Annotated in this window: 13 protein-coding genes; 7 read left to right on the top strand and 6 right to left on the bottom strand. The window is 57.1% G+C overall.

The features are described from left to right. Positions 1 to 18: 18 nt before the first annotated feature. Positions 19 to 726, bottom strand: coding sequence for a FadR/GntR family transcriptional regulator (locus tag ACLEJP_RS22415; protein ID WP_440810010.1), 708 nt, complete (start codon positions 724 to 726; stop codon positions 19 to 21). Between the two features lie 262 nt (positions 727 to 988). On the opposite strand from ACLEJP_RS22415, the gene ACLEJP_RS22410 reads away from it, so the two are divergent. After that, a complete protein-coding gene (locus tag ACLEJP_RS22410; RefSeq protein ID WP_440810008.1) occupies positions 989 to 2341 on the top strand; it encodes an MFS transporter in 1353 nt (450 codons plus the stop codon). A 19-nt stretch (positions 2342 to 2360) separates the two neighbouring features. After that, positions 2361 to 3716 (top strand): glucarate dehydratase, encoded by a 1356-nt coding sequence (gene gudD, locus ACLEJP_RS22405; RefSeq protein WP_440810005.1) that lies wholly within the window; start codon positions 2361 to 2363, stop codon positions 3714 to 3716. Positions 3717 to 3819: 103 nt separating this feature from the next. Here the strand turns inward: gudD and ACLEJP_RS22400 are convergent, their stop codons facing one another. Then, the gene (locus ACLEJP_RS22400; protein ID WP_440810003.1) at positions 3820 to 6534 is read right to left on the bottom strand and encodes a hypothetical protein; all 2715 of its coding nucleotides are present in this window, start codon (positions 6532 to 6534) and stop codon (positions 3820 to 3822) included. Positions 6535 to 6944: 410 nt separating this feature from the next. Here ACLEJP_RS22400 and gabP point away from each other — a divergent pair, with 410 nt between their 5' ends. The 4 genes from gabP to ACLEJP_RS22380 all read left to right on the top strand — a co-directional run bounded on the left by gabP (position 6945) and on the right by ACLEJP_RS22380 (position 12946). Continuing rightward, positions 6945 to 8336 (top strand): GABA permease, encoded by a 1392-nt coding sequence (gabP, locus tag ACLEJP_RS22395; RefSeq protein WP_440810000.1) that lies wholly within the window; start codon positions 6945 to 6947, stop codon positions 8334 to 8336. Between the two features lie 304 nt (positions 8337 to 8640). After that, the gene (locus tag ACLEJP_RS22390; protein ID WP_440809998.1) at positions 8641 to 9504 is read left to right on the top strand and encodes a hypothetical protein; all 864 of its coding nucleotides are present in this window, start codon (positions 8641 to 8643) and stop codon (positions 9502 to 9504) included. A 301-nt stretch (positions 9505 to 9805) separates the two neighbouring features. After that, the gene (locus ACLEJP_RS22385) at positions 9806 to 12199 is read left to right on the top strand and encodes a TonB-dependent siderophore receptor (protein ID WP_440809995.1); all 2394 of its coding nucleotides are present in this window, start codon (positions 9806 to 9808) and stop codon (positions 12197 to 12199) included. A 186-nt stretch (positions 12200 to 12385) separates the two neighbouring features. Then, positions 12386 to 12946, top strand: a complete 561-nt coding sequence (locus ACLEJP_RS22380; RefSeq protein ID WP_440809994.1) for a hypothetical protein — start codon at positions 12386 to 12388, stop codon at positions 12944 to 12946. 66 nt (positions 12947 to 13012) lie between these two features. Here the strand turns inward: ACLEJP_RS22380 and ACLEJP_RS22375 are convergent, their stop codons facing one another. Together ACLEJP_RS22375 and ACLEJP_RS22370 are read right to left on the bottom strand one after the other, a co-directional pair. Continuing rightward, positions 13013 to 13276 (bottom strand): DUF3077 domain-containing protein, encoded by a 264-nt coding sequence (locus ACLEJP_RS22375; protein WP_170032786.1) that lies wholly within the window; start codon positions 13274 to 13276, stop codon positions 13013 to 13015. 22 nt (positions 13277 to 13298) lie between these two features. After that, positions 13299 to 13541, bottom strand: a complete 243-nt coding sequence (locus tag ACLEJP_RS22370) for a hypothetical protein (protein ID WP_440809991.1) — start codon at positions 13539 to 13541, stop codon at positions 13299 to 13301. Between the two features lie 476 nt (positions 13542 to 14017). On the opposite strand from ACLEJP_RS22370, the gene ACLEJP_RS22365 reads away from it, so the two are divergent. After that, positions 14018 to 15595, top strand: a complete 1578-nt coding sequence (locus tag ACLEJP_RS22365) for an anti-phage dCTP deaminase (protein WP_440809988.1) — start codon at positions 14018 to 14020, stop codon at positions 15593 to 15595. Positions 15596 to 16232: 637 nt separating this feature from the next. Here the strand turns inward: ACLEJP_RS22365 and ACLEJP_RS22360 are convergent. Both ACLEJP_RS22360 and ACLEJP_RS22355 read right to left on the bottom strand, forming a co-directional pair. Further along, positions 16233 to 17378: a YaaC family protein gene (locus ACLEJP_RS22360; RefSeq protein ID WP_440809986.1), complete on the bottom strand. Its 1146-nt coding sequence runs from the start codon at positions 17376 to 17378 to the stop codon at positions 16233 to 16235. A gap of 349 nt (positions 17379 to 17727) precedes the next feature. Next, the gene (locus ACLEJP_RS22355; RefSeq protein WP_440809983.1) at positions 17728 to 18534 is read right to left on the bottom strand and encodes a DUF2514 family protein; all 807 of its coding nucleotides are present in this window, start codon (positions 18532 to 18534) and stop codon (positions 17728 to 17730) included. Positions 18535 to 18588: the final 54 nt, after the last annotated feature.

Below are 18588 nucleotides of genomic sequence, written 5' to 3'. Positions count from 1 at the left end.
CTCCTGCCAGGGAAGCTGTCATGCCTGTTCGGGCAGCAGGCGATCGCGGCTATTGGACAGGTGCAGGCAGATGGCCGCCCGCGCCGCGTCCGGGTCTCGCCGGCGAATCGCATTGAGGATCGCCTCATGCTCGAGGTTGGCCAGGTACGCCTGCCGCGCCAGCTTCGCCCCGCTGCGTTCGGCCAGGGCCATGCGGTTGCGTGGAATCAGGCCATTGCCCAGTTGCAGCAGCATCTCGGTGAAATACAGGTTGCCGGTAGCCTCGGCAATCAACAGGTGAAAGCGCCGGTCGGCCTCGATGCAGCTGTCGCCGGCGGCGGCCAGGTCCTGGTAGTCATCCAGCGCCTGGCGCATGCGTGCCAGCTGGCCATCATCACGGCGCAGCGCGGCCAGGGCGGCAGCCTGGCCTTCCAGGCCGATGCGCAGTTCCAGCAGGTCGCGCACATTGGCCGCGCTTTCCGCAGCGATGCGCAGGCCAGCCTGGGCCTGGCGCTCCATCACGAAGGTACCGATACCGTGGCGTGGTTCCACCAGCCCCGACGCCTGCAGTTTCGACAAGGCTTCGCGGACCACCGTACGGCTGACCCCGTGTTCGCGTACCAGGGTGTTCTCCGAGGGCAGTTTGTCGCCTGGCTTGAAGGTGCCCAGCAAAATCTGCTGGGTCAGGCTGGAGACCAGGTCGTGGGCGCGACTGTGGCCGTGTTTGCGCAGGCGTTCGGGTTCCATGATGTGATCCGTTACCGTCAGTACTTGTATGACAAGCTAATCGATAGAAATATTTTTTGCTGATTTTTTGCGACGCCCAACACGGCAAGTAGTGTTGCTATTCCTGCACGTTGTCGCCAATTCTAGATTTTCACAGCTTGTATGTTGCGTTTTTGCCGACATTGTTGAGCTTGTCGTACAACTGCGCCGCGCATATGCTCCAGCCCACTGCCATGTCAGACAACTCCGCCCCGCACAAAAACAATTAGTGGGAGATCCGCAAGTGAACGATACCCTCGCTCCGTCGACCCGGAATGACGGCGACGCGCTGGCCAGCGCCGTGGCCAAGGTCAAGCGTCACGTCCTGCCGCTGTTCGTCATCATGTTCATCGTCAACTACCTCGACCGCGTCAACATTGGCTTCGTCCGCCCCCATCTGGAGAGCGACCTGGGCATCAGTGCCGCAGCCTATGGCTTCGGTGCCGGATTATTCTTCATCGGCTATGCGTTGTTCGAGGTACCTTCGAACATGCTGCTGCAGAAGGTCGGCGCGCGCCTCTGGCTGACTCGCATCATGTTCACCTGGGGGCTGGTGGCCACCGCCATGGCCTTCGTGCAGAACGAAACCCAGTTCTACGTGCTGCGCTTTCTGCTCGGCGTAGCCGAAGCGGGCTTCTTCCCCGGGGTAATCTACTACTTCACCCGCTGGCTGCCGGCCGCCGAGCGCGGCAAGGCGATTGCCATCTTCCTCAGTGGTTCGGCGCTGGCCTCGCTGATTTCCGGGCCGCTGGCCGGGGCGCTGATGCAGCTTCAGGGTTTGGGCATGCATGGCTGGCAATGGATGCTGTTCATCGAAGGCATGGCCTCGGTGGCGCTGTGTTTCTTCGTGTTCTTCTGGCTCGATTCCAGGCCACAGGATGCCAAGTGGCTGAGCCAGGCCGAGCAGGACGCGCTGGTGGCCACCATCGACCACGAGCAGCGTGAGCGCGAAGCCGTCGCAGCGGTCAGGCCATCGGCCTGGAGCCTGCTCAAGGACCGCCAGATCCTGCTGTTCTGCCTGATCTACTTCTGCATCCAGCTGACCATCTACGCCGCCACCTTCTGGCTGCCGAGCATCATCAAGCGCATGGGCGACCTCAGCGACCTGCAGGTCGGCTTCTTCAACTCGATCCCCTGGCTGATCTCGATCCTGGCCATGTATGCCTTCGCCACCGGTTCCGCGCGCTGGAAGTTCCAGCAGGCCTGGGTGGCGGGGGCGCTGGTGGTAGCAGCCATCGGCATGTTCATGTCCACTACCGGTGGGCCGGTGTTCGCCTTTGTTGCGGTGTGCTTCGCGGCGATCGGTTTCAAGTCGGCTTCTTCGCTGTTCTGGCCGATCCCGCAGGGTTACCTGGATGCACGTATCGCCGCAGCGGTGATCGCCTTGGTCAACTCGGTCGGCAACCTCGGCGGCTTCGTCGCCCCCACCACCTTCGGCCTGCTGGAACAGCAGACCGGGTCGATCCAGGGCGGCTTGTACGGCCTGGCGGTGACCTCGGTGCTGGCCGCCATTGCCGTGTTCTTCCTACGCACGCGCCCGAAGGGCGCCCCTTCCGATGACCTCAAGGCCGCTTCGGCCTTGGGCCAGAGCCACTGATGACTGCGAGACAACAACCATGAACCTGCAGACAACCCCCGCCACCCACACCGACACCCCGGTGGTCACCGACCTGCGCGTCGTCCCGGTCGCCGGCCATGACAGCATGCTGCTCAACCTCAGTGGCGCGCATGGCCCGTTCTTCACCCGTAACGTGGTGATATTGCGCGACAGCGCTGGCAATACCGGCCTGGGCGAAGTGCCCGGTGGCGAGAAGATTCGCCAGACCCTGGAAGACGCCCGCAGCCTGGTGCTCGGCCAGCCGATCGGCCATTACCAGCGCGTGCTCAATGCCATGCGCCAGACCTTCGCTGGCCGCGATTCGGCCGGGCGTGGCCTGCAGACCTTCGACCTGCGCATTACCGTGCACGCGGTGACCGCCATGGAGTCGGCGCTGCTCGACCTGCTCGGCCAGCACCTGAACGTGCCGATGGCAGCACTGCTGGGCGAAGGGCAGCAACGCGACGCGGTGAAGATGCTCGGTTATCTGTTCTACATCGGTGACCGTCGGCAGACCAACCTGGCCTACCGCAACGAAGCCGACAGCGACGATGACTGGTTTCGCCTGCGCCACGAAACAGCGCTGAGCCCCGACGCGGTGGTACGCCTGGCCGAGGCCGCCGAGGCGCGCTACGGCTTCAGCGACTTCAAGCTCAAGGGCGGGGTGCTGCGTGGCGAGGAGGAAATGGAAGCGGTGACGGCCCTGGCCGAACGCTTCCCGCAAGCGCGCATCACCCTCGACCCGAACGGCGCCTGGTCGTTGCAGCAGGCCATTGCCCTGTGCCGCGACAAGCACGCTGTGCTGGCTTACGCCGAGGACCCGTGTGGTGCCGAGGACGGTTATTCGGGCCGTGAGGTGATGGCCGAGTTCCGCCGCGCTACCGGCTTGCCGACGGCCACCAACATGATCGCCACCGACTGGCGGCAGATGGGCCACGCGATCCAGTCGCAGGCGGTCGACATCCCCCTGGCCGACCCGCATTTCTGGACCTTGCGGGGCTCGGTGCGGGTGGCGCAGATGTGCAACGACTGGGGGCTGACCTGGGGTTCGCACTCCAACAACCACTTCGATATTTCGCTGGCGATGTTCACTCAGGTGGCGGCGGCAGCGCCGGGCGAGATCACCGCAATCGATACCCACTGGATCTGGCAGGACGGCCAGCGCCTGACCCGCGAGCCGCTGCGCATCATCGACGGCCATGTACGCGTGCCGGCCCGGCCAGGGTTGGGGGTGGAGCTGGATGAAGCGCAATTGGCCCAGGCCCATGAGTGCTACCGCAACATGGGCCTGGGCGCGCGCGATGACAGCGTGGCGATGCAGTTCCTGATTCCTGGCTGGCGCTTTGATAACAAGCGGCCCTGCCTGGTGCGTTAAAAGCAGGTGCAGGCCAGGCGTCAAGAATTCAGCCCTGAAACCAGGGCTGTTTCCGGAAGCCACAGCACGCCGTACGCGTGCGTAATGGCCGTTGTCGAGAAACTTACCCGACGTGTTCGGGCTTGAGCAGTTTCAAACCTTGTGCGCTGGTGTAGCCATGGATCTCCTGTACATCCAGGTTTCGCATGAAATCAATGACAGGGGCGGTGATCACTTGGCCTGGCACCATGATCGGGAAGCCAGGCGGGTATGGAATCACGAAATTTGCCGAAACCAGGGGCGGGCCGTTTTCCAGGCGCTGGTCGATGTTGCTGTCGGACAGTTTCAGATATTCGCAGGCCTCAGGATCGTAAGCCTTGTAGAAGGCCTTGCGGATGTCGCCTTCGATCGTGCCCTCCAGTGCATCGCTGCGGAATTCCGGATGGAAGCAGCTGAAGTCTGGCAATGCAGGTAAGTCTTCGACAAGGCTGGTGACCCTGCTTCGTAGTTGCTGGGCCTGGTTTTCATCGTCTGCGATGGTTTCGTCGATGTCCCGGCATATTTGCACCAGCACTTGTAAGAGGTGTGCCACATCGCTGCGCGTATTGTTGATGTTGGTCTGCAACAGCACACTATTGCGGGACGTCTTGTTCAGTTGGATATTGTATCGCCCGGCCAGCAATTGCTTGAATTGGGTGCCGTCGAACCCGGCGTGTCCGCACGATAAGGTCAGGCGCGTTGGGTCAAGGAAGAATTCATCGTTGAGGATCGCCTGGCTGAGCGTACTCCAGTGGGCTCTGTCATTTACGTAGCTGGCTATCTTCGATTGGCGCAGCGTTTCGGGAATAAGGTCCGCAACATCCAGGACCCTGAAATAGCGAGAGATCAAAGGGTGATTATTGACCTGCTTGCGTATGACGAAGGCCAACTGCGTGGCGCGCATCACCAGGTCATAGCCTTCGAGGTTCATCTGCCGGCGCGCAATGTCCAGCGAGGCGATGATCTGCTGGTTGGGGGAGGTAGAAGTATGGGTGAATACCGCTTCGCGGAAGGCGCCTTCGGTCTGGGCAAAGGCATCGTCGCTAACCAGTATCATCGAGCCTTGCCGCAGGGCTGACATCGACTTGTGTACAGAAGAGGTCTGGTATACACGCACCTGGGTGCTTTCAGGGTTCATCAGCAGACGGTTGTGCAGCATCTCTTCGTCGGTGAATGCATCTTGGGCGGTGCATTGCTCGGCGTATTGCTCACGATAGTCGGAACTTTTCAGCCGTTTTCGTAACTCGCCTGCTGCATGCATGGAGGTGCGCTGGCGCAGCAGCGGTGAAAAGCGAGCGAAACCGAACCATGCCTCATCCCAAAGGAAGATGAGATCGGGTTTTATGGCCAGGCATTCTTCCATCACCCGCAGCGGATTGTAGACATGCCCATCGAACGTGCAGTTGGTCAGCACCATCATTCTTGCACGTTCAAGTTTTCCGTCCCGTTTCAGGTTCAACAGCGCCTGCTTCAATGAGGCGAGCGTTACGCCTCCGTACATCGAGTACTCACTCAAAGGATAGGCATCGATATACAGCGGGTAGGCGCCGGTCAGCACGGCGGCGTAGTGATGCGACTTATGACAGTTGCGGTCGATCAGGACGATGTCACCTGGTGCCAAGAGTGCCTGCTCGACGATTTTGTTCGCAGTCGAGGTCCCGTTGGTTACGAAGAACGCCTGTTGCGCGCCAAACGTGCTGGCGGCCATCAGCTGGGCCTGCCTTATGTTGCCTGTAGGTTCGAGCAGGCTATCGAGACCGCCGGTGGTCGCGGAGCTTTCCGCCAGGAAAAGGTTGGCACCATAGAACGCCCCCATGTCGCGAATCCAGTTGGACTTGAAAATGGACTTTCCGCGGGCGATCGGCAGGGCATGGAAGGTGCCAATCGGGCGTTGCGCATAACGTTTGAGGTTATCGAAGAATGGCGTGCGATAGCGATTGGCAACGCCTTCGATCGCACACAGGTGCACTTCCATGGGCTCTTCGAACTCATAGAAAACACGGTTGATGAACGCCATCTGCGGGTTGCCGGCAGTCTGTTCGATATTGCGGTCTCTGAGCAGGATGATGTCCAGCTCCGGGCGTAACTGTTTAAGCGCCACCGACAGTTCCAGCGTGGGGGCTTCAGGCGTTTCCGAGCCGACCAGCGACTGATACTGGTCGAGCATTCCGCGCAGCCGGGCCGACAGGTTGGCATCACGCTGGAAACCGTCGTGGATCGCCACTACCTGCACATCGGGGTTGAGCATCACGGCCATCATGGCATCTTCATACGTGCCGACGATGATCGGTTGGTAGATGAACGCATCGTCATGTCGCCGCAGGTTGCGGATGTCTTGCTGCTTCTGCGCCCAGGTGCCCGGGGCGTCGGAGCTGACGATCAGCAGCTCGAAGTACGGACGAAACTGGGCAGAGGGTTGATTGATGCTGTAGCGCGCGGCGGAAGCGTCGGGCAAGTCGTCTGCCGGTTCCCAGTCGTTGGCATCATGGCGATAGCTCGAATCGAGCAAAGAACTGCAGATGCGCTGTGCCAGACGCAGTGTACCGACATCGTCATGTTCACCGATTCGTTGCTTGAAAATGGCCATCAGCCGATGGCCAGGGTAGGCATGGTAGTGTTCGAGCGTTTGCAGGTGCTGGCCCATGCGCACCACCTTCCTACGTTCCTGCTCTTTTGCATCGCAGCAGTTTGCCGCAACCCAATCACGGCATTTTTGCAGCAGGTCGCACCACAGGTCCAAGCGTTCATGTCGGGTTGAAAACAAATACTCGGCAGATTGGTCGGAGATGTTCGTCAACATGGTTTCGGCTCCTGGCCTGATAGCGTGGCCGGAGAGACTGGCCACTTCGGGAGGGCTGGAGTCTGCCCGGCGAGGCGGAGCCGAACACAGCACGACACTTTTCCACCTGACATGAAGGGGGCTTGTGGCCGCACTCATTTTGGCAGTCATTGCCTCAACCGCCGTTCGGAGCGCTCAGCGTGGAGCGAACGAACTGTCGTGATCGAACAGTTCCGTGGCGTTCTCGTGTAATTACCCACAGCCCTGCGCGGCTTAAATGAACCCCGACCTATGCGGACACCTGCTCTGTGACGCGTGCCAAATATCAACAACAGTGCGCGAGTAATGTGTCGACTTATTGATTTCAAAGGAGATATTTTCGCCTACGCCTGCCCGTCCTTCCTTGTGTCAGCAAAAAGAGAACAACATCAATGAACACCGTGGGATCTGATGGCAACCTTGCCCAAGGTTTCAAGCCTCGTCATGTAACGATGCTGTCCATTGCCGGCATCATCGGCGCCGGACTTTTCGTCGGCTCTGGCCATGCCATCGCGGCAGCCGGGCCAGCTACCATACTCTCCTATTTCGTGGCCGGGGCCCTGGTGGTGCTGGTCATGCGCATGCTCGGCGAAATGGCCGTTGCACACCCTGACACCGGTTCGTTTTCGACCTATGCCGACCAGGCCATCGGCCGCTGGGCCGGCTACACCATCGGCTGGCTGTACTGGTGGTTCTGGGTGCTGGTGATCCCCATCGAAGCGCTGGCCGCCGGGCATGTACTGAACGCCTGGTTCCCGCAGGTGGACAGCTGGATCTTCGCCCTGGCCTCGGTGCTGCTGCTGGCCGGCACCAACCTGTTCAGCGTGGCCAAGTACGGCGAGTTCGAGTTCTGGTTCGCAATTCTCAAGGTCACTGCCATCCTCGGTTTCATCGGCCTGGGTTTCGCTGCGCTGATGGGCTGGCTGCCCAACCGCGAAGTCAGCGGCCTTGGCAGCCTGATGGCCGAGCATGGCGGCTTTGCCCCGAAGGGCTGGTCGGCGGTGGTCGGCGCGTTCATCACCGTGATGTTCAGCTTCATCGGTACCGAGGCGGTGACCATCGCCGCCTCCGAGTCCAGCGACCCGTCGCGCAACATCGCCAAGGCCACCCGCTCGGTGATCTGGCGCATCAGCACCTTCTACATCCTGTCGATCTTCGTGATCATTTCGGTGGTGCCGTGGAACGACCCGCAACTGGCCGTGGTGGGCTCGTACCAGCGCGCACTGGAGATCATGAACATCCCCAACGCGGCGTTCATGGTCGACCTGGTGGTGCTGGTGGCGGTGACCAGCTGCATGAACTCGTCGATCTACATCGCCTCGCGAATGATGTATTCGCTGGCCAAGCGTGGTGACGCACCGGCCATGCTCAACAAGACCTCCAAGGTTGGCGTACCGCGTGCCGCAGTGTTCGGCAGCACCCTGATCGGCGCGGCCATCGCCGTCCTCAACTACTTCGCGCCGAAGGGCGTGTTCGAGTTCCTGCTGGCCAGCTCCGGTGCCATCGCCTTGCTGGTGTACCTGGTCATCGCCATCTCCCAGCTGCGCATGCGCCGCCGCCTGGAGCGCGAGAATACCGAACTGAAGTTCCGCATGTGGCTGTTCCCGTACCTGACCTGGGCGGTGATCCTGTTCATTGGCGGGGCACTGGCGGTGATGATGTTTACGCCTGAACACCGGGCGGAAGTCAGCTCGACGTTGGGCCTGGCGATCGTGATTTCCTTCCTGGGAATCGTGACTTCGCGGGGCCACGCGCAACCCGTAGGGGTGCGTTCGATGGGGTGATTGGGTTCACCTGGCGGTAAGGCAAAGGGCACCAGTGGATGGTGCCCTTTGTTTTTGGCGGGCACAAAAGCGTCTGGGTTGGGGGGGGCTGCTGCTGCTGCTGATGACCCTGTCCTGTCTTGCTTCCGCCCGTTCGCCGATCGAGAATGCAGGCCCGCAAAAAATGGCGAATGACCCTGAGTGGGCACGCACCAAGGCGCTATCGCGCCGGCGGCTGCGTGAAATGCTGCAAGCAAAGGTACAGCAGTAGGCGGGCGTTTCTTCTGACGCGCTCAAATGGATGTTTTCAAGTAGGGACACTCGTATGACCAAGTGCAAACTGATCCTGCCCATAGTGGGCATTGCAGCGCTGGTGGGTTGTGTAACCACCGAACAGATGCCGAATGGAACCACCAAGATTCGCTTTTCTGACCAGACTGTCAGTTCGCTGACCTCGATGATGCCTGATGCCCTTGTCAAGGGTGTTGCTGGTGGTTCTGGTGGTACAGGTGGTGAAGGCCTCAACCTGGTTCCGTCTGTAAGCCCGCTCGGAACCGGTGAACTGCTGTACCTCAACGGCCAGTTTGACCTCGAGTGCGCATCCGCTCTGCTCTATAGCGCGAAGTCTGGTCGTCCTATGGAGACGCGGATCAACAACAGTTGCATGTCAAATTACTACGTGCGCCAGAGTCAATTGCGCATGGCAGGTAAGCCTTTTGACAGGGAAGCGCCAGCTTATGACTCACCGACCCTGCAGGAGGGCTACTGGGCCAAGGTAGTAAGCCGAACCGTCAGCCAGTTGGCAGCTACGAATCAGTTCACTACCCGATTTGTGGGACACCCACGCGTGGAAAGGGATGGTCAGATCACGATGTCCGTCCGACTGCCTGGCGAAACCCAAGGCGTTCATGTTGCCCTGGCGACTACGCCGGCGCGTACACCGGTTCTCCTCGATGATGGGCAGTTTGAATTGCAAGTGCGCCAGCGTGCCGCCCGAACCAGTGGCCTGATAGCAGACAGCATTGCATGCGATGCGGTGCTTGCATACAGCAAGACTGTAGACAGGGGGCCAAGGCCATCGGGCATCGCTACCAGCGCTTATTCGCGGTATGAGGTGTTGTTCACGGTTGCATCCATGGGCTGTAGAGACGCCACCCGACAATTCAAAACTGCCTCCCGACAGATGTGATCTGCGATTGGTGCGCAGCTGCGACGCAGGTAAAAAAGTCGGTTTCTGGTGTTTTTTGCGGCTGTTTACCGCTGAGGACATGTTCCACAAAGGGCTGCTGGATCAGCCAGCCCGGGGGGGAGCATAGGTTGGCGCCTAGCCTTGCCCTCCACTCGCCCATAGCCTTTTGCAAGTTCAGCAGAACCAATCAGTACACAGACTCCGTCATCAAAAATAAATGAGGTGATTTCTCATTCTCGTTCGGCATGTAGGGAAGGCCGGAATACAGGCCAGTCTGCCGATCCCTCTACGGAGCGAGAAAATGAGTTCGACCCCGGTTCCACAGCGCCATCCCTTGAGCCGCGCTTTGCACGGTGTTTTCCTGGGCCTGGTTGTCAGCCATTGTGCGCTACCTGCGCTGGCGCAATCTGCAACGTCCGAGCCTGAGCGCCAGCTACAGCAGTGGAATATCCCTGCTGGCCCGCTGGCGCCAGCGCTTGACCGCTTTGCCCGCCAGGCAGGTGTCAGCCTGTCCTTCGATGCACAAGCCGTGGCCAACCGCAGCACTGCTGGGGTGCAGGGGACGCTGGGCACCTCGGTTGCACTCTCGTCACTGCTACAGGGCACCCAGCTTCAGGCGGAGCAACAAGGACCGGGTGCCTATTTCGTGGCGCCACGACCGGCGCCTGCCGGCCCGCTGGAGCTTGGCGCCAGCGAGGACTACCGCCTGGCACCGGTCATCATCAACGCCAAGGTAAAGGCCAGCGCCGATGATGACAGCAACTCGGTGGTCGCCAAGGAGCTGTGGGTGGGCGGCAAGGTGGCCACCAGCATCCTCAATACGCCCGCTTCCGTGTCTGTGGTGACCAGCAAGGAAATGCAGCAGCGCAGTGTCAGCACCACGGAAGAAGCGTTGCAATATACGCCGGGGGTGGTCAGCGACTACTACGGTTCGGATGACCGCAACGACTACTTTCTGATCCGTGGCTTCCAGGCCACCACCTACCGTGACGGCCTGACCTTGAGCTCGATGCGGGGTGTGCGGGAAGACCCATACGCTTACGAGCGCATCGAGGTATTGCGCGGCGCCAACTCCACGCTGTTTGGCCCGGCAGACCCGGGCGGCTCGGTCAACTTCGTCAGCAAGCAGCCGCGCTTCGAGCAGTTTGGCCAGGGCTACGTGACGTATGGCTCGTTCGACCATGCCGAAACCGGCATCGATGTCGGCGATGCGCTGAACGAGGAAAAGACCTTGGCTGGCCGCTTCACCGCCAAGATGCAGAACAGCGACCGTGAGTATGACCACTCCCAGGACGACAACCGCTTGGTGATGGGCGGGCTGACCTGGGCGCCCACCGACTACACCTCGGCCACGATGATCGTGGACTACCTGAAAACCAACAGTTCGCCGAACAGCGGTGGTTATCCACTGGACAAGGAATACGACCGCAGCGATTTCTATGGTGAGCCTGGCTACAACTTCCATGACGTGGAGCGCACCAGCCTCAGCGGCAACATCACCCACGACTTCGACAATGGCTTTGTGCTGCGCAGCAACCTGCGCTACAGCGAGCTGACCGATGACTTCGGCTACGCCTACCTGAGCGACAGCCCGGCGCGGGTTGGCACCGTCATTCCGCGTTACGTGTTCGGCACCGACAGCGATGCCGACCAGCTCAACGGTAACCTGATGCTGCAATACGATGCGCAGTTCGAGCATGTCGACAGCAGCACGTTGGTCGGTGTCGAGTATCTCGATTCAACTACCAGACAAAGCTCGATCTACGGCCTGGCGCCTTCCATCGACATTGCCAACCCGGTATTCACCGGCGTACCGGGCGGCCTCACGCCCTATACCCGGCAGAAGAACGATGCCACTACCAAGGCGGTTTTCCTGCAGCAGAACCTGTCGTTCTACGACCGCGTGATCGCCACTGCCGGCGTGCGCAATGACTCGATGGACCTGTCGAGCAAGGAATACGTCGGTGGTGTCCAGGAAGAGAAGGACAACTTCTCGGAAACCTCCTACCGGGCTGCGCTGACCTACATCGTCAACGACGAGGTTTCCACCTATGTGAGCATGGTCGAATCCGTATCGCCGCCCCAGGTTGGCGTTACACCGCAAACGGGCAAGCAGTACGAAGTGGGCGTGAAGTATTCGCCGATGGGGATGGACGCGTTGTTCTCGGCGGCGGTGTATGACCTTACCCAGGAGAACGTCACCATCGCCGTGGTACTGCCCAGCGGCATTATCGAACAACAGACGGTGGGTGAATCACGCGTGCGCGGCCTGGACCTGGAAGCCAAGGCGCAGGTCACCCAGGACTTCAGCGTGATCGGCGCCTACTCGTACATGGAGTCTGAGGTGCTGCGCGGGGCGTTGTATGACGGGTCCTCGCTCAAGGGCAATGAATTCGCCACGGCACCGAAGCACTCGGGGTCCTTGTGGGGCTACTACAGCATCCCTGGCACCGACGTGAGCGTTGGCCTCGGGGCGCGCTATGTGGGGGCCTACTACATGGACGCGGCCAACACCAAAAAGAGCGATAGCACAACGTTGTTCGATGCTGCGCTGAATTACCAGATCGCCAAGGGAACCGACCTGGCGCTTAACGTCAGCAACCTGTTTGATGAGCAGCATGTGGTGGGCTCAGGGACAGCGAACTACTACAACCCGGGGCGGGAGGTGACGGCCAGGCTGAGTTATAGCTGGTAAGGCTGAGGGCAGCGTATCCCGGCCCGACGCCGGGATACCGGGCGTCCGCCCGTGAAATTCGGACTATCGCAGCGAGGGTGAGCGAGGGGATGACTTTGCAACATAATGTTGCAACAGTTAATTAGTATCATTAACATTCATGCCGCAAGGAGCGCATTGTCCCTATAAGAATAAGGTCGAAAAAGAATGCTGAAGATGCTCCTCGTGTACGTTCACCTGCTCGCCACCTGTATCGCCTTGGGCAGGGTATTGCTGGCCGATCACAAGCTTTGGAGCTGGCGCAAAGAAGCGCTGGACCAGGCAAAGCATGAGTACCTGGAGGAAACCAGGAAAATTGCCACCCTCGCATTACTGGCCCTGTGGGGCAGCGGTCTGCTCCTGGTACTGCAGGGGTATCTTCTGGAGGGCACGGCCTACCTGCTCAACCAGAAACTCTGGGCCAAGGTTGCCGTCGTCACGCTGCTGACGCTGAACGGTGGCCTGTTGCATCGCATCGGCTTCCCGTTGTTGCAAAAAGCGCCTTTCGTCCTGTTGCCGCGTTCTGACCGTGGCCGCCTGGCACTCCTGGGCGCGTTCTCCATGAGTGGTTGGCTGTTTGCCGCTTTCCTGGGGGTGGCTCGTGCCTGGAACCATGTCATGCCATGCATGCATGTAATGGCGGTGTTCACGGCCTTCGCCTTGCTGGCTTGTATCGTCGCGCTGGTGGTCGCCAGCAGCGCCGGTACGCTGGAGACTAGCGCTTCATAGGGGCGGACCGACTCGGTTGCGACCGTTTCCGAGGATGGCCCTGCACCGAGCAGGGCCGAGCGGCATTCAGCGCATCATGCCCAGTTCGGCATCATCCAGCAGCGCCTTGCCCAAGGCGCACAGGTAATGCGCGGCCCAGATCAGCTTCGGCTTGTCTTCCATCAAACCCTCGATCGTCAGGTCCCGCGCATAGCCCATCAGTTCCGAGGCTTGCTCGCGGGCGTTCTGGCAGGGGATGCCGGGCTCGATGCGGAACAGGGGGTGGGTTTGGTTTTCACCTTGGTAGAAGATGGTTTTACCGACGGTGCATTTGTTGTCTTCGGTAGCCATTGTTCAATCTCCCCGGTAAGCGTCAGTGCAGTGCTTGTGGATCCGCTGGCTTGTGTATTTGCGCGAGTGCTGATTCAAGCAGTTTGCGCAGCGCTTCAAGCTCGTGCATCGATGCCATCATCAATAGCGACACCGGTGATCGTGGCTGCATCAGCATCGCTTGCTGGGCTACGGCTTCTGCACAGAGCGCGTAGTCCGAGGCGAGCATGAGGGTGTCCTCCAGCGAGTGGAGGTGGTGGGGCGGATCGGGGACGATCTTCAGCATTGTTTGGTCCTCAGTGGAGCGACCAGCGCTTGCTGTCAAACAAGTGGTGGCAGCTGTGTATGGGTTGACAGACCGGTGAAGACCAAACCGGCGCACACGAGGTGCCCCACACACAGCTGCCATAGGCAAAACCGTGTGTTTGGTCGTTATCAGCCTGTCAAAGCTGGTCGTTGATGTGCAACGACCCACTGAGCCTAAAACCCTGAAATAACGACCGCAACGGAAAACAGGCGCTGGGAGTGTCTTTGGGAAACGGCCTACAAGGAAGGGGAGTAATCTGATTTTTGGCTCGACTATTCCATATCTAGGTACAAAATTTTTGAAGTCGTGAGGTTTGAGATTGGTCTATCCTCGGAAGGTGCCCAGATGAAATGTGGCACAAAGCCAGCATGTGTCGCGAAGCTATGTTGAGTGTGCCACTCTTAGATCGCTTCAAGCTGCTTCTCGCCCTTAGCATCTAGACGGAAGGAATCGAAATGGCCGTGCCCATAGCTGTGACTCCTAGTGACGAAAATCGTGGTGTACGCAGTGCATTCGACGACCACGGGGCATATCTGAAATCGCTAACGCCAGAAATTGTCATAGCACTCTGTGGGCCAATGGGTACTCCACTTCATGAAGTGGCTAAGACGTTCCAAGAGTTGATTCGTGGGACGGATTTTGGATACGCTGAAGTAAAAATATTGCGATTGAGTAAAGAAATTAGGCGATTAAAGGGCTTGGAAGAGGAGAGTTCGATTGAAAAACTAATTGATGCTGGTAACGAGTTGCGCAGAGACTATGGTAACGCTGTTCTCGCAAAGTTGGCCATTCAAGACATCTTGTTGTCTCGGGCCGCGCATCAGGAACTTCACGATTCAGAAATTAGGCAGAGAGACCCGGCAGCGGCAGCTGATCCGGCGGCAGTGATGCCTAGGGCTGCCAGAAAATGTTGTCATATTATTGATTCAATAAAAAATATTGATGAGCTGACACTCTTGCGATCAGTTTATGGTGATATGCTCCACGTTGTCGGAGTGTATTCTCCTATCGAGATGCGGCTAGAACGTTTAGCGCGAATAAAAGGTCCTAGCGATGAAATTCACCGGCTTATTGATCGCGACTCCGGAGAGGAGGTGAAGTATGGTCAGAGCGTTGAAGATACATTTCCTAGGTGTGATTTTTTTCTGAGGGTTGATTCGGCTACAGATTCGCAAAGAAACACAAGAGTAAGACGCTTTTTAGAGTTGATGTTGGGAACTAGAATTATAACGCCAACTGTCAATGAGCGTGCCATGTATGCTGCGTACTCTGCTGCGCGAAATTCGGCTTGTCTTTCTCGCCAGGTAGGTGCGGCTATAACAAACGCTGATGGTGAGATACTTGCTTCAGGTTGGAATGATGTGCCAAAAGCATTTGGTGGTTTATACCATACAGTTGATCAAAACTCTTCTACCGATGATGATCGTAGATGCTGGAATATTGAGGGTGGTCGCTGCTTTAATGATGATGAAAAGACCACAATTGCTAATGCCATGGTTGACAGACTCATTGCGAATGGTCTGGTTGACGTGAAAAAGCGTTCTTCTGCATTTGAAATGCTTAGAAAAGACTCTCAGCTTAAGAGCCTCATCGAGTTTTCGCGTGCTGTCCATGCGGAGATGCACGCTCTTCTAACCGCTGGAGAGACTAAGGGAGGGCAGATTAGAAATGGAAAGCTATTTGTTACAACTTATCCTTGCCACTCATGCGCTAGGCACCTAGTTGCGGCTGGTGTCAAGGAAGTATATTTCCTTGAGCCTTACAGGAAAAGCTTAGCGACTAGGCTACACTCGGACTCCATCACCGAGCGAGAAAGCGATGAGTCCAAGGTCAGGGTTATGCCCTTCGATGGTGTCGCCCCCTCGCGATTTCTGCGGTTTTTCTCTGCACATCCATGTGGCAGGAAGGACCCTAAGGGTATCATGCACGTCCATGAGGCTTCCCCCGTGACGGCGATTACCCTTGAAGCTATACATACGCTTGAAGCATTCACCTTAAGGGCATTAGAATCCGCCGGCTTGAACAAACGGTGACCAACAATGTCAGACAGAAACCAGCCTCTTGTGGGGAATGTCATGGAAGAGCAAGTGCAGCTTTCCTTTGATTTTCAGTCTGTTACGACTCCGTCCGGTAAGTGTTTGTCGGCTGCTCCAGCTGTCGCCAGCGGTTCGCACTGTCGCCCCGGCTACGTGGCACCCCGCTCGAATGTGGTCCCATTCCAGAGTGATCGCACCTTAAGATGCCCACGTTTCGGATCGACGGCAGCAGCTGATCCCAGCGCAGATCTGATAAACCGTATCCTTAGCAGTGTTCGTTTCTACGAGTAACTGCCTCGCTTCATCGATAGGAGCCAAAGTCCTTCGGCTTTGGCCCCTATCGGCGCACACGAGATGCCTCATACAAGCGCTTTAGGCAAACATTGTGTTGATTGCCATAAGTACACCAGAGCTGGCCGTTGAGTGGAAGACAACTGACTCACCCCTGAAAGAACGACTACAAGAAGGAACGGTGCTGGAAGTATCTTTGGGAAAAACCTCAAAAGGAAGCGGATAAATCTGATTTTGAACCAAGCCCAAAAAGAAGCAGTAGGGAGTCTTCTTCTTCGGAGGCTGGTAGGCCCGGAGGAGTTTAACCTGCGTCCGAGCTACCCGATTCTTAGGTAGGAAGCTGTTATTGAAGTACAATTGCGGGCTTAGCTACATCCTGTTCGGCAAATTCCGAAGCCATCAAATAAAGAAACTGCATCGGCTGCCCAGTGATAAAATCCTGGATGAGAGGGCCATAAATATCTTTCGATATTCTGGGGAGCTGGTGCGGTCGGTATCGTGTAATTGAGCCTAAATAATATGAGATTGCATAGATACTCAATAGCTGAGGAATAACGTGTTGTTGTTCATTTTGTGGGCATGCGTATACGTAGTGCTTCCTGTATGGCGGCACTGTAGATACTACTGACCAAATGCGATCTTTCACGAGTCTTGAAAGTTCGTGGATTTTATCTGAGGCGTACCCTGTTATAGGAAGAGGGTTTTTCATCTCTAGTGTTGTTAAAGACTTGTCCGTGATAAGATCTTGAGAAACAATCCGGAAGTCTGAATTAAGTCCTGTGTCTTTTAGCAGGCGAGAGCGAGACATACCATGCCGGGTGAGATTTTCATTCTCAATTAATATTCGAAGCCAGATGCTCTTGCCGTCTGAACTCTTCCAGTACTGGACGTCATGAATAGGGAACATTCGCTCATCAGTGCCGGCAGCTGAGCACCAAAGCCTATGTCCACTAACTGTCTGCGGTAAAAGCTTTATAAGGTCATAGGCGAAATTGGCTGGAAGCGGCGAACCAGTCAAAGCTTTAAGAAATTCATCAAAGTTTTGAAGTTCGCCCTTTTGATTTGGACTTGTAAATGCAGAAAGGAAAGCGTCAATTAATTCTTTTCCCGGCGGGCGTAGTCTTTCCGAAAGACCATGCTGAGCTTTATCGAAGGTTGCCTGAGTACCTTTTGTAAGGCAGAATGCTTTTACTAAATTCATGTAACTGTAATAAAGCGAGAGAGGCCTCGACTCCAGTGTGCCTGCCTGATTGGCCGCCTGGAAAAAGTCTCTTGCCTGATTCAGGCAGGCTCTAGCCTCGTCCATTGAATTAGAGGGACATTTGCGCCCTATGCTTCCTTCGATAATTGCCCAAGGATCAAGCGCAAATAGGGTTGATATTATTCGGTAGCGATTCTTGTGAGCATGTGCGGTTGGCCAAAAAGAAAAATCGACAACACGCTGCCTAGCTTTTACTCTTTCACCTTTCCTTGCCTGCTGTAGCTTCATCAATTACTACTCTTGGGTTCGACGAGTTCCACATAGTTCCGGCTTTTGCGCCTGCCGTCAAATCGGTGCTTGGCATCCACCGATCTGCAAGAGGTGAGGCACCCGGCCCTCGCCCAGCAGCTGTGCCCCTTGAAGATGGAGAGTGTTCGGTACCGACGCTTCTATCAAAAAAATAAACATAGCTACGCTTCGATGATGCTGTCAGCGTGGAAACAACCTATGTCAGTGGCAAAGCCGTCCGCCGGCTATCCGGCTTCGCTCAAGCTCTGTCGCGAGGTCTACCGCCATTCGGTCAGACTCTTCAAGCAATTCCCCAAGCACCACGACGGCAGGGCTCCTGCTGGTGCAATCAAGGTTGATTCCGGATCCCCTCATAAATTGCAACACAAGCGTCTCCAGCGACTTTTGACTTATCATGAGCTTCCGCTAGCTCTTTGTTCATCTTGACTGACTCATCAAGAATTGTTGTCATCAAATCCAAGCCATTGCTTGCACCAGCTTGAGACAGCTTCAACGTCCAGGTAGCCATTTTGTCAGTTACGTAGGACAAACACCCTGACTCGCAATGTAGTAAGTCAGCCTGTCTTGCTGAGTTAGGTAGTTTTGGCAGAGGAGCCATATTGGAGAGGGTCTCACCAAGCTTTTCTTTTGCGCCTGCCGAAAATGGAACGGGTGAATATTCTGACACGACTGCAGTAGCCCACGCCTTCATGTCTGGATGAGATTTCTCACTACCTTCCTGCAGGATGTTTATAGCTATTGCTAAGTAGTCTTTTTTGATTCCATTTTCAGCGATGGTCTGCTGAACGGAATTACCTATTACTGCAATCACCAGCGGGATGGCTACGGCAGACAGCATCGTTGCGATGGACTGAGCCCTCTGAAGGCTAGAAGTGTTGGTCAATTTGGTGCTCCTATCTTTCGCTAAGCATTTCCGATCGACATAATGTTGCAGCGCCTTCACGGCTGCTCCGTTATCGATGATCCCGGCTTGAATATCAAGAGTGCTTCGTCCAGCAGCTGGAGCTAGTTCGATGGTGCTTGCTTTCTCAGTCGGTGGCGCCGACGGTACCGGGCTGTCGCCAGCAGTGGCTGTAGCTGAACAAGTGCCCGCGCGCCGAAACCGGCGATTGCCATCAGAAATAGCACGACGCAAACAATAATTCTCCTTGGTAAGTTTGGTGTCGATGTTTTGTAAAGCCTGTTCGGC

This window comes from Pseudomonas sp. SMV7 (assembly GCF_052041995.1).
Taxonomy (GTDB): domain Bacteria; phylum Pseudomonadota; class Gammaproteobacteria; order Pseudomonadales; family Pseudomonadaceae; genus Aquipseudomonas.
This window is presented reverse-complemented; position numbering and strand designations above follow the sequence as displayed.

What these genes read in the sequence shown, in the direction of transcription:
- ACLEJP_RS22390 (WP_440809998.1), top strand. Translation starts at nt 8,641, where the DNA reads ATGACCAAGTGCAAACTGATCCTGCCCATAGTGGGCATTGCAGCGCTG.
- ACLEJP_RS22360 (WP_440809986.1), bottom strand. Translation starts at nt 17,378, where the DNA reads ATGAAGCTACAGCAGGCAAGGAAAGGTGAAAGAGTAAAAGCTAGGCAG.
- ACLEJP_RS22375 (WP_170032786.1), bottom strand. Translation starts at nt 13,276, where the DNA reads ATGGCTACCGAAGACAACAAATGCACCGTCGGTAAAACCATCTTCTAC.
- gudD (WP_440810005.1), top strand. Translation starts at nt 2,361, where the DNA reads ATGAACCTGCAGACAACCCCCGCCACCCACACCGACACCCCGGTGGTC.
- ACLEJP_RS22385 (WP_440809995.1), top strand. Translation starts at nt 9,806, where the DNA reads ATGAGTTCGACCCCGGTTCCACAGCGCCATCCCTTGAGCCGCGCTTTG.
- ACLEJP_RS22365 (WP_440809988.1), top strand. Translation starts at nt 14,018, where the DNA reads ATGGCCGTGCCCATAGCTGTGACTCCTAGTGACGAAAATCGTGGTGTA.
- ACLEJP_RS22370 (WP_440809991.1), bottom strand. Translation starts at nt 13,541, where the DNA reads ATGCTGAAGATCGTCCCCGATCCGCCCCACCACCTCCACTCGCTGGAG.
- ACLEJP_RS22400 (WP_440810003.1), bottom strand. Translation starts at nt 6,534, where the DNA reads ATGTTGACGAACATCTCCGACCAATCTGCCGAGTATTTGTTTTCAACC.
- gabP (WP_440810000.1), top strand. Translation starts at nt 6,945, where the DNA reads ATGAACACCGTGGGATCTGATGGCAACCTTGCCCAAGGTTTCAAGCCT.
- ACLEJP_RS22380 (WP_440809994.1), top strand. Translation starts at nt 12,386, where the DNA reads ATGCTGAAGATGCTCCTCGTGTACGTTCACCTGCTCGCCACCTGTATC.
- ACLEJP_RS22415 (WP_440810010.1), bottom strand. Translation starts at nt 726, where the DNA reads ATGGAACCCGAACGCCTGCGCAAACACGGCCACAGTCGCGCCCACGAC.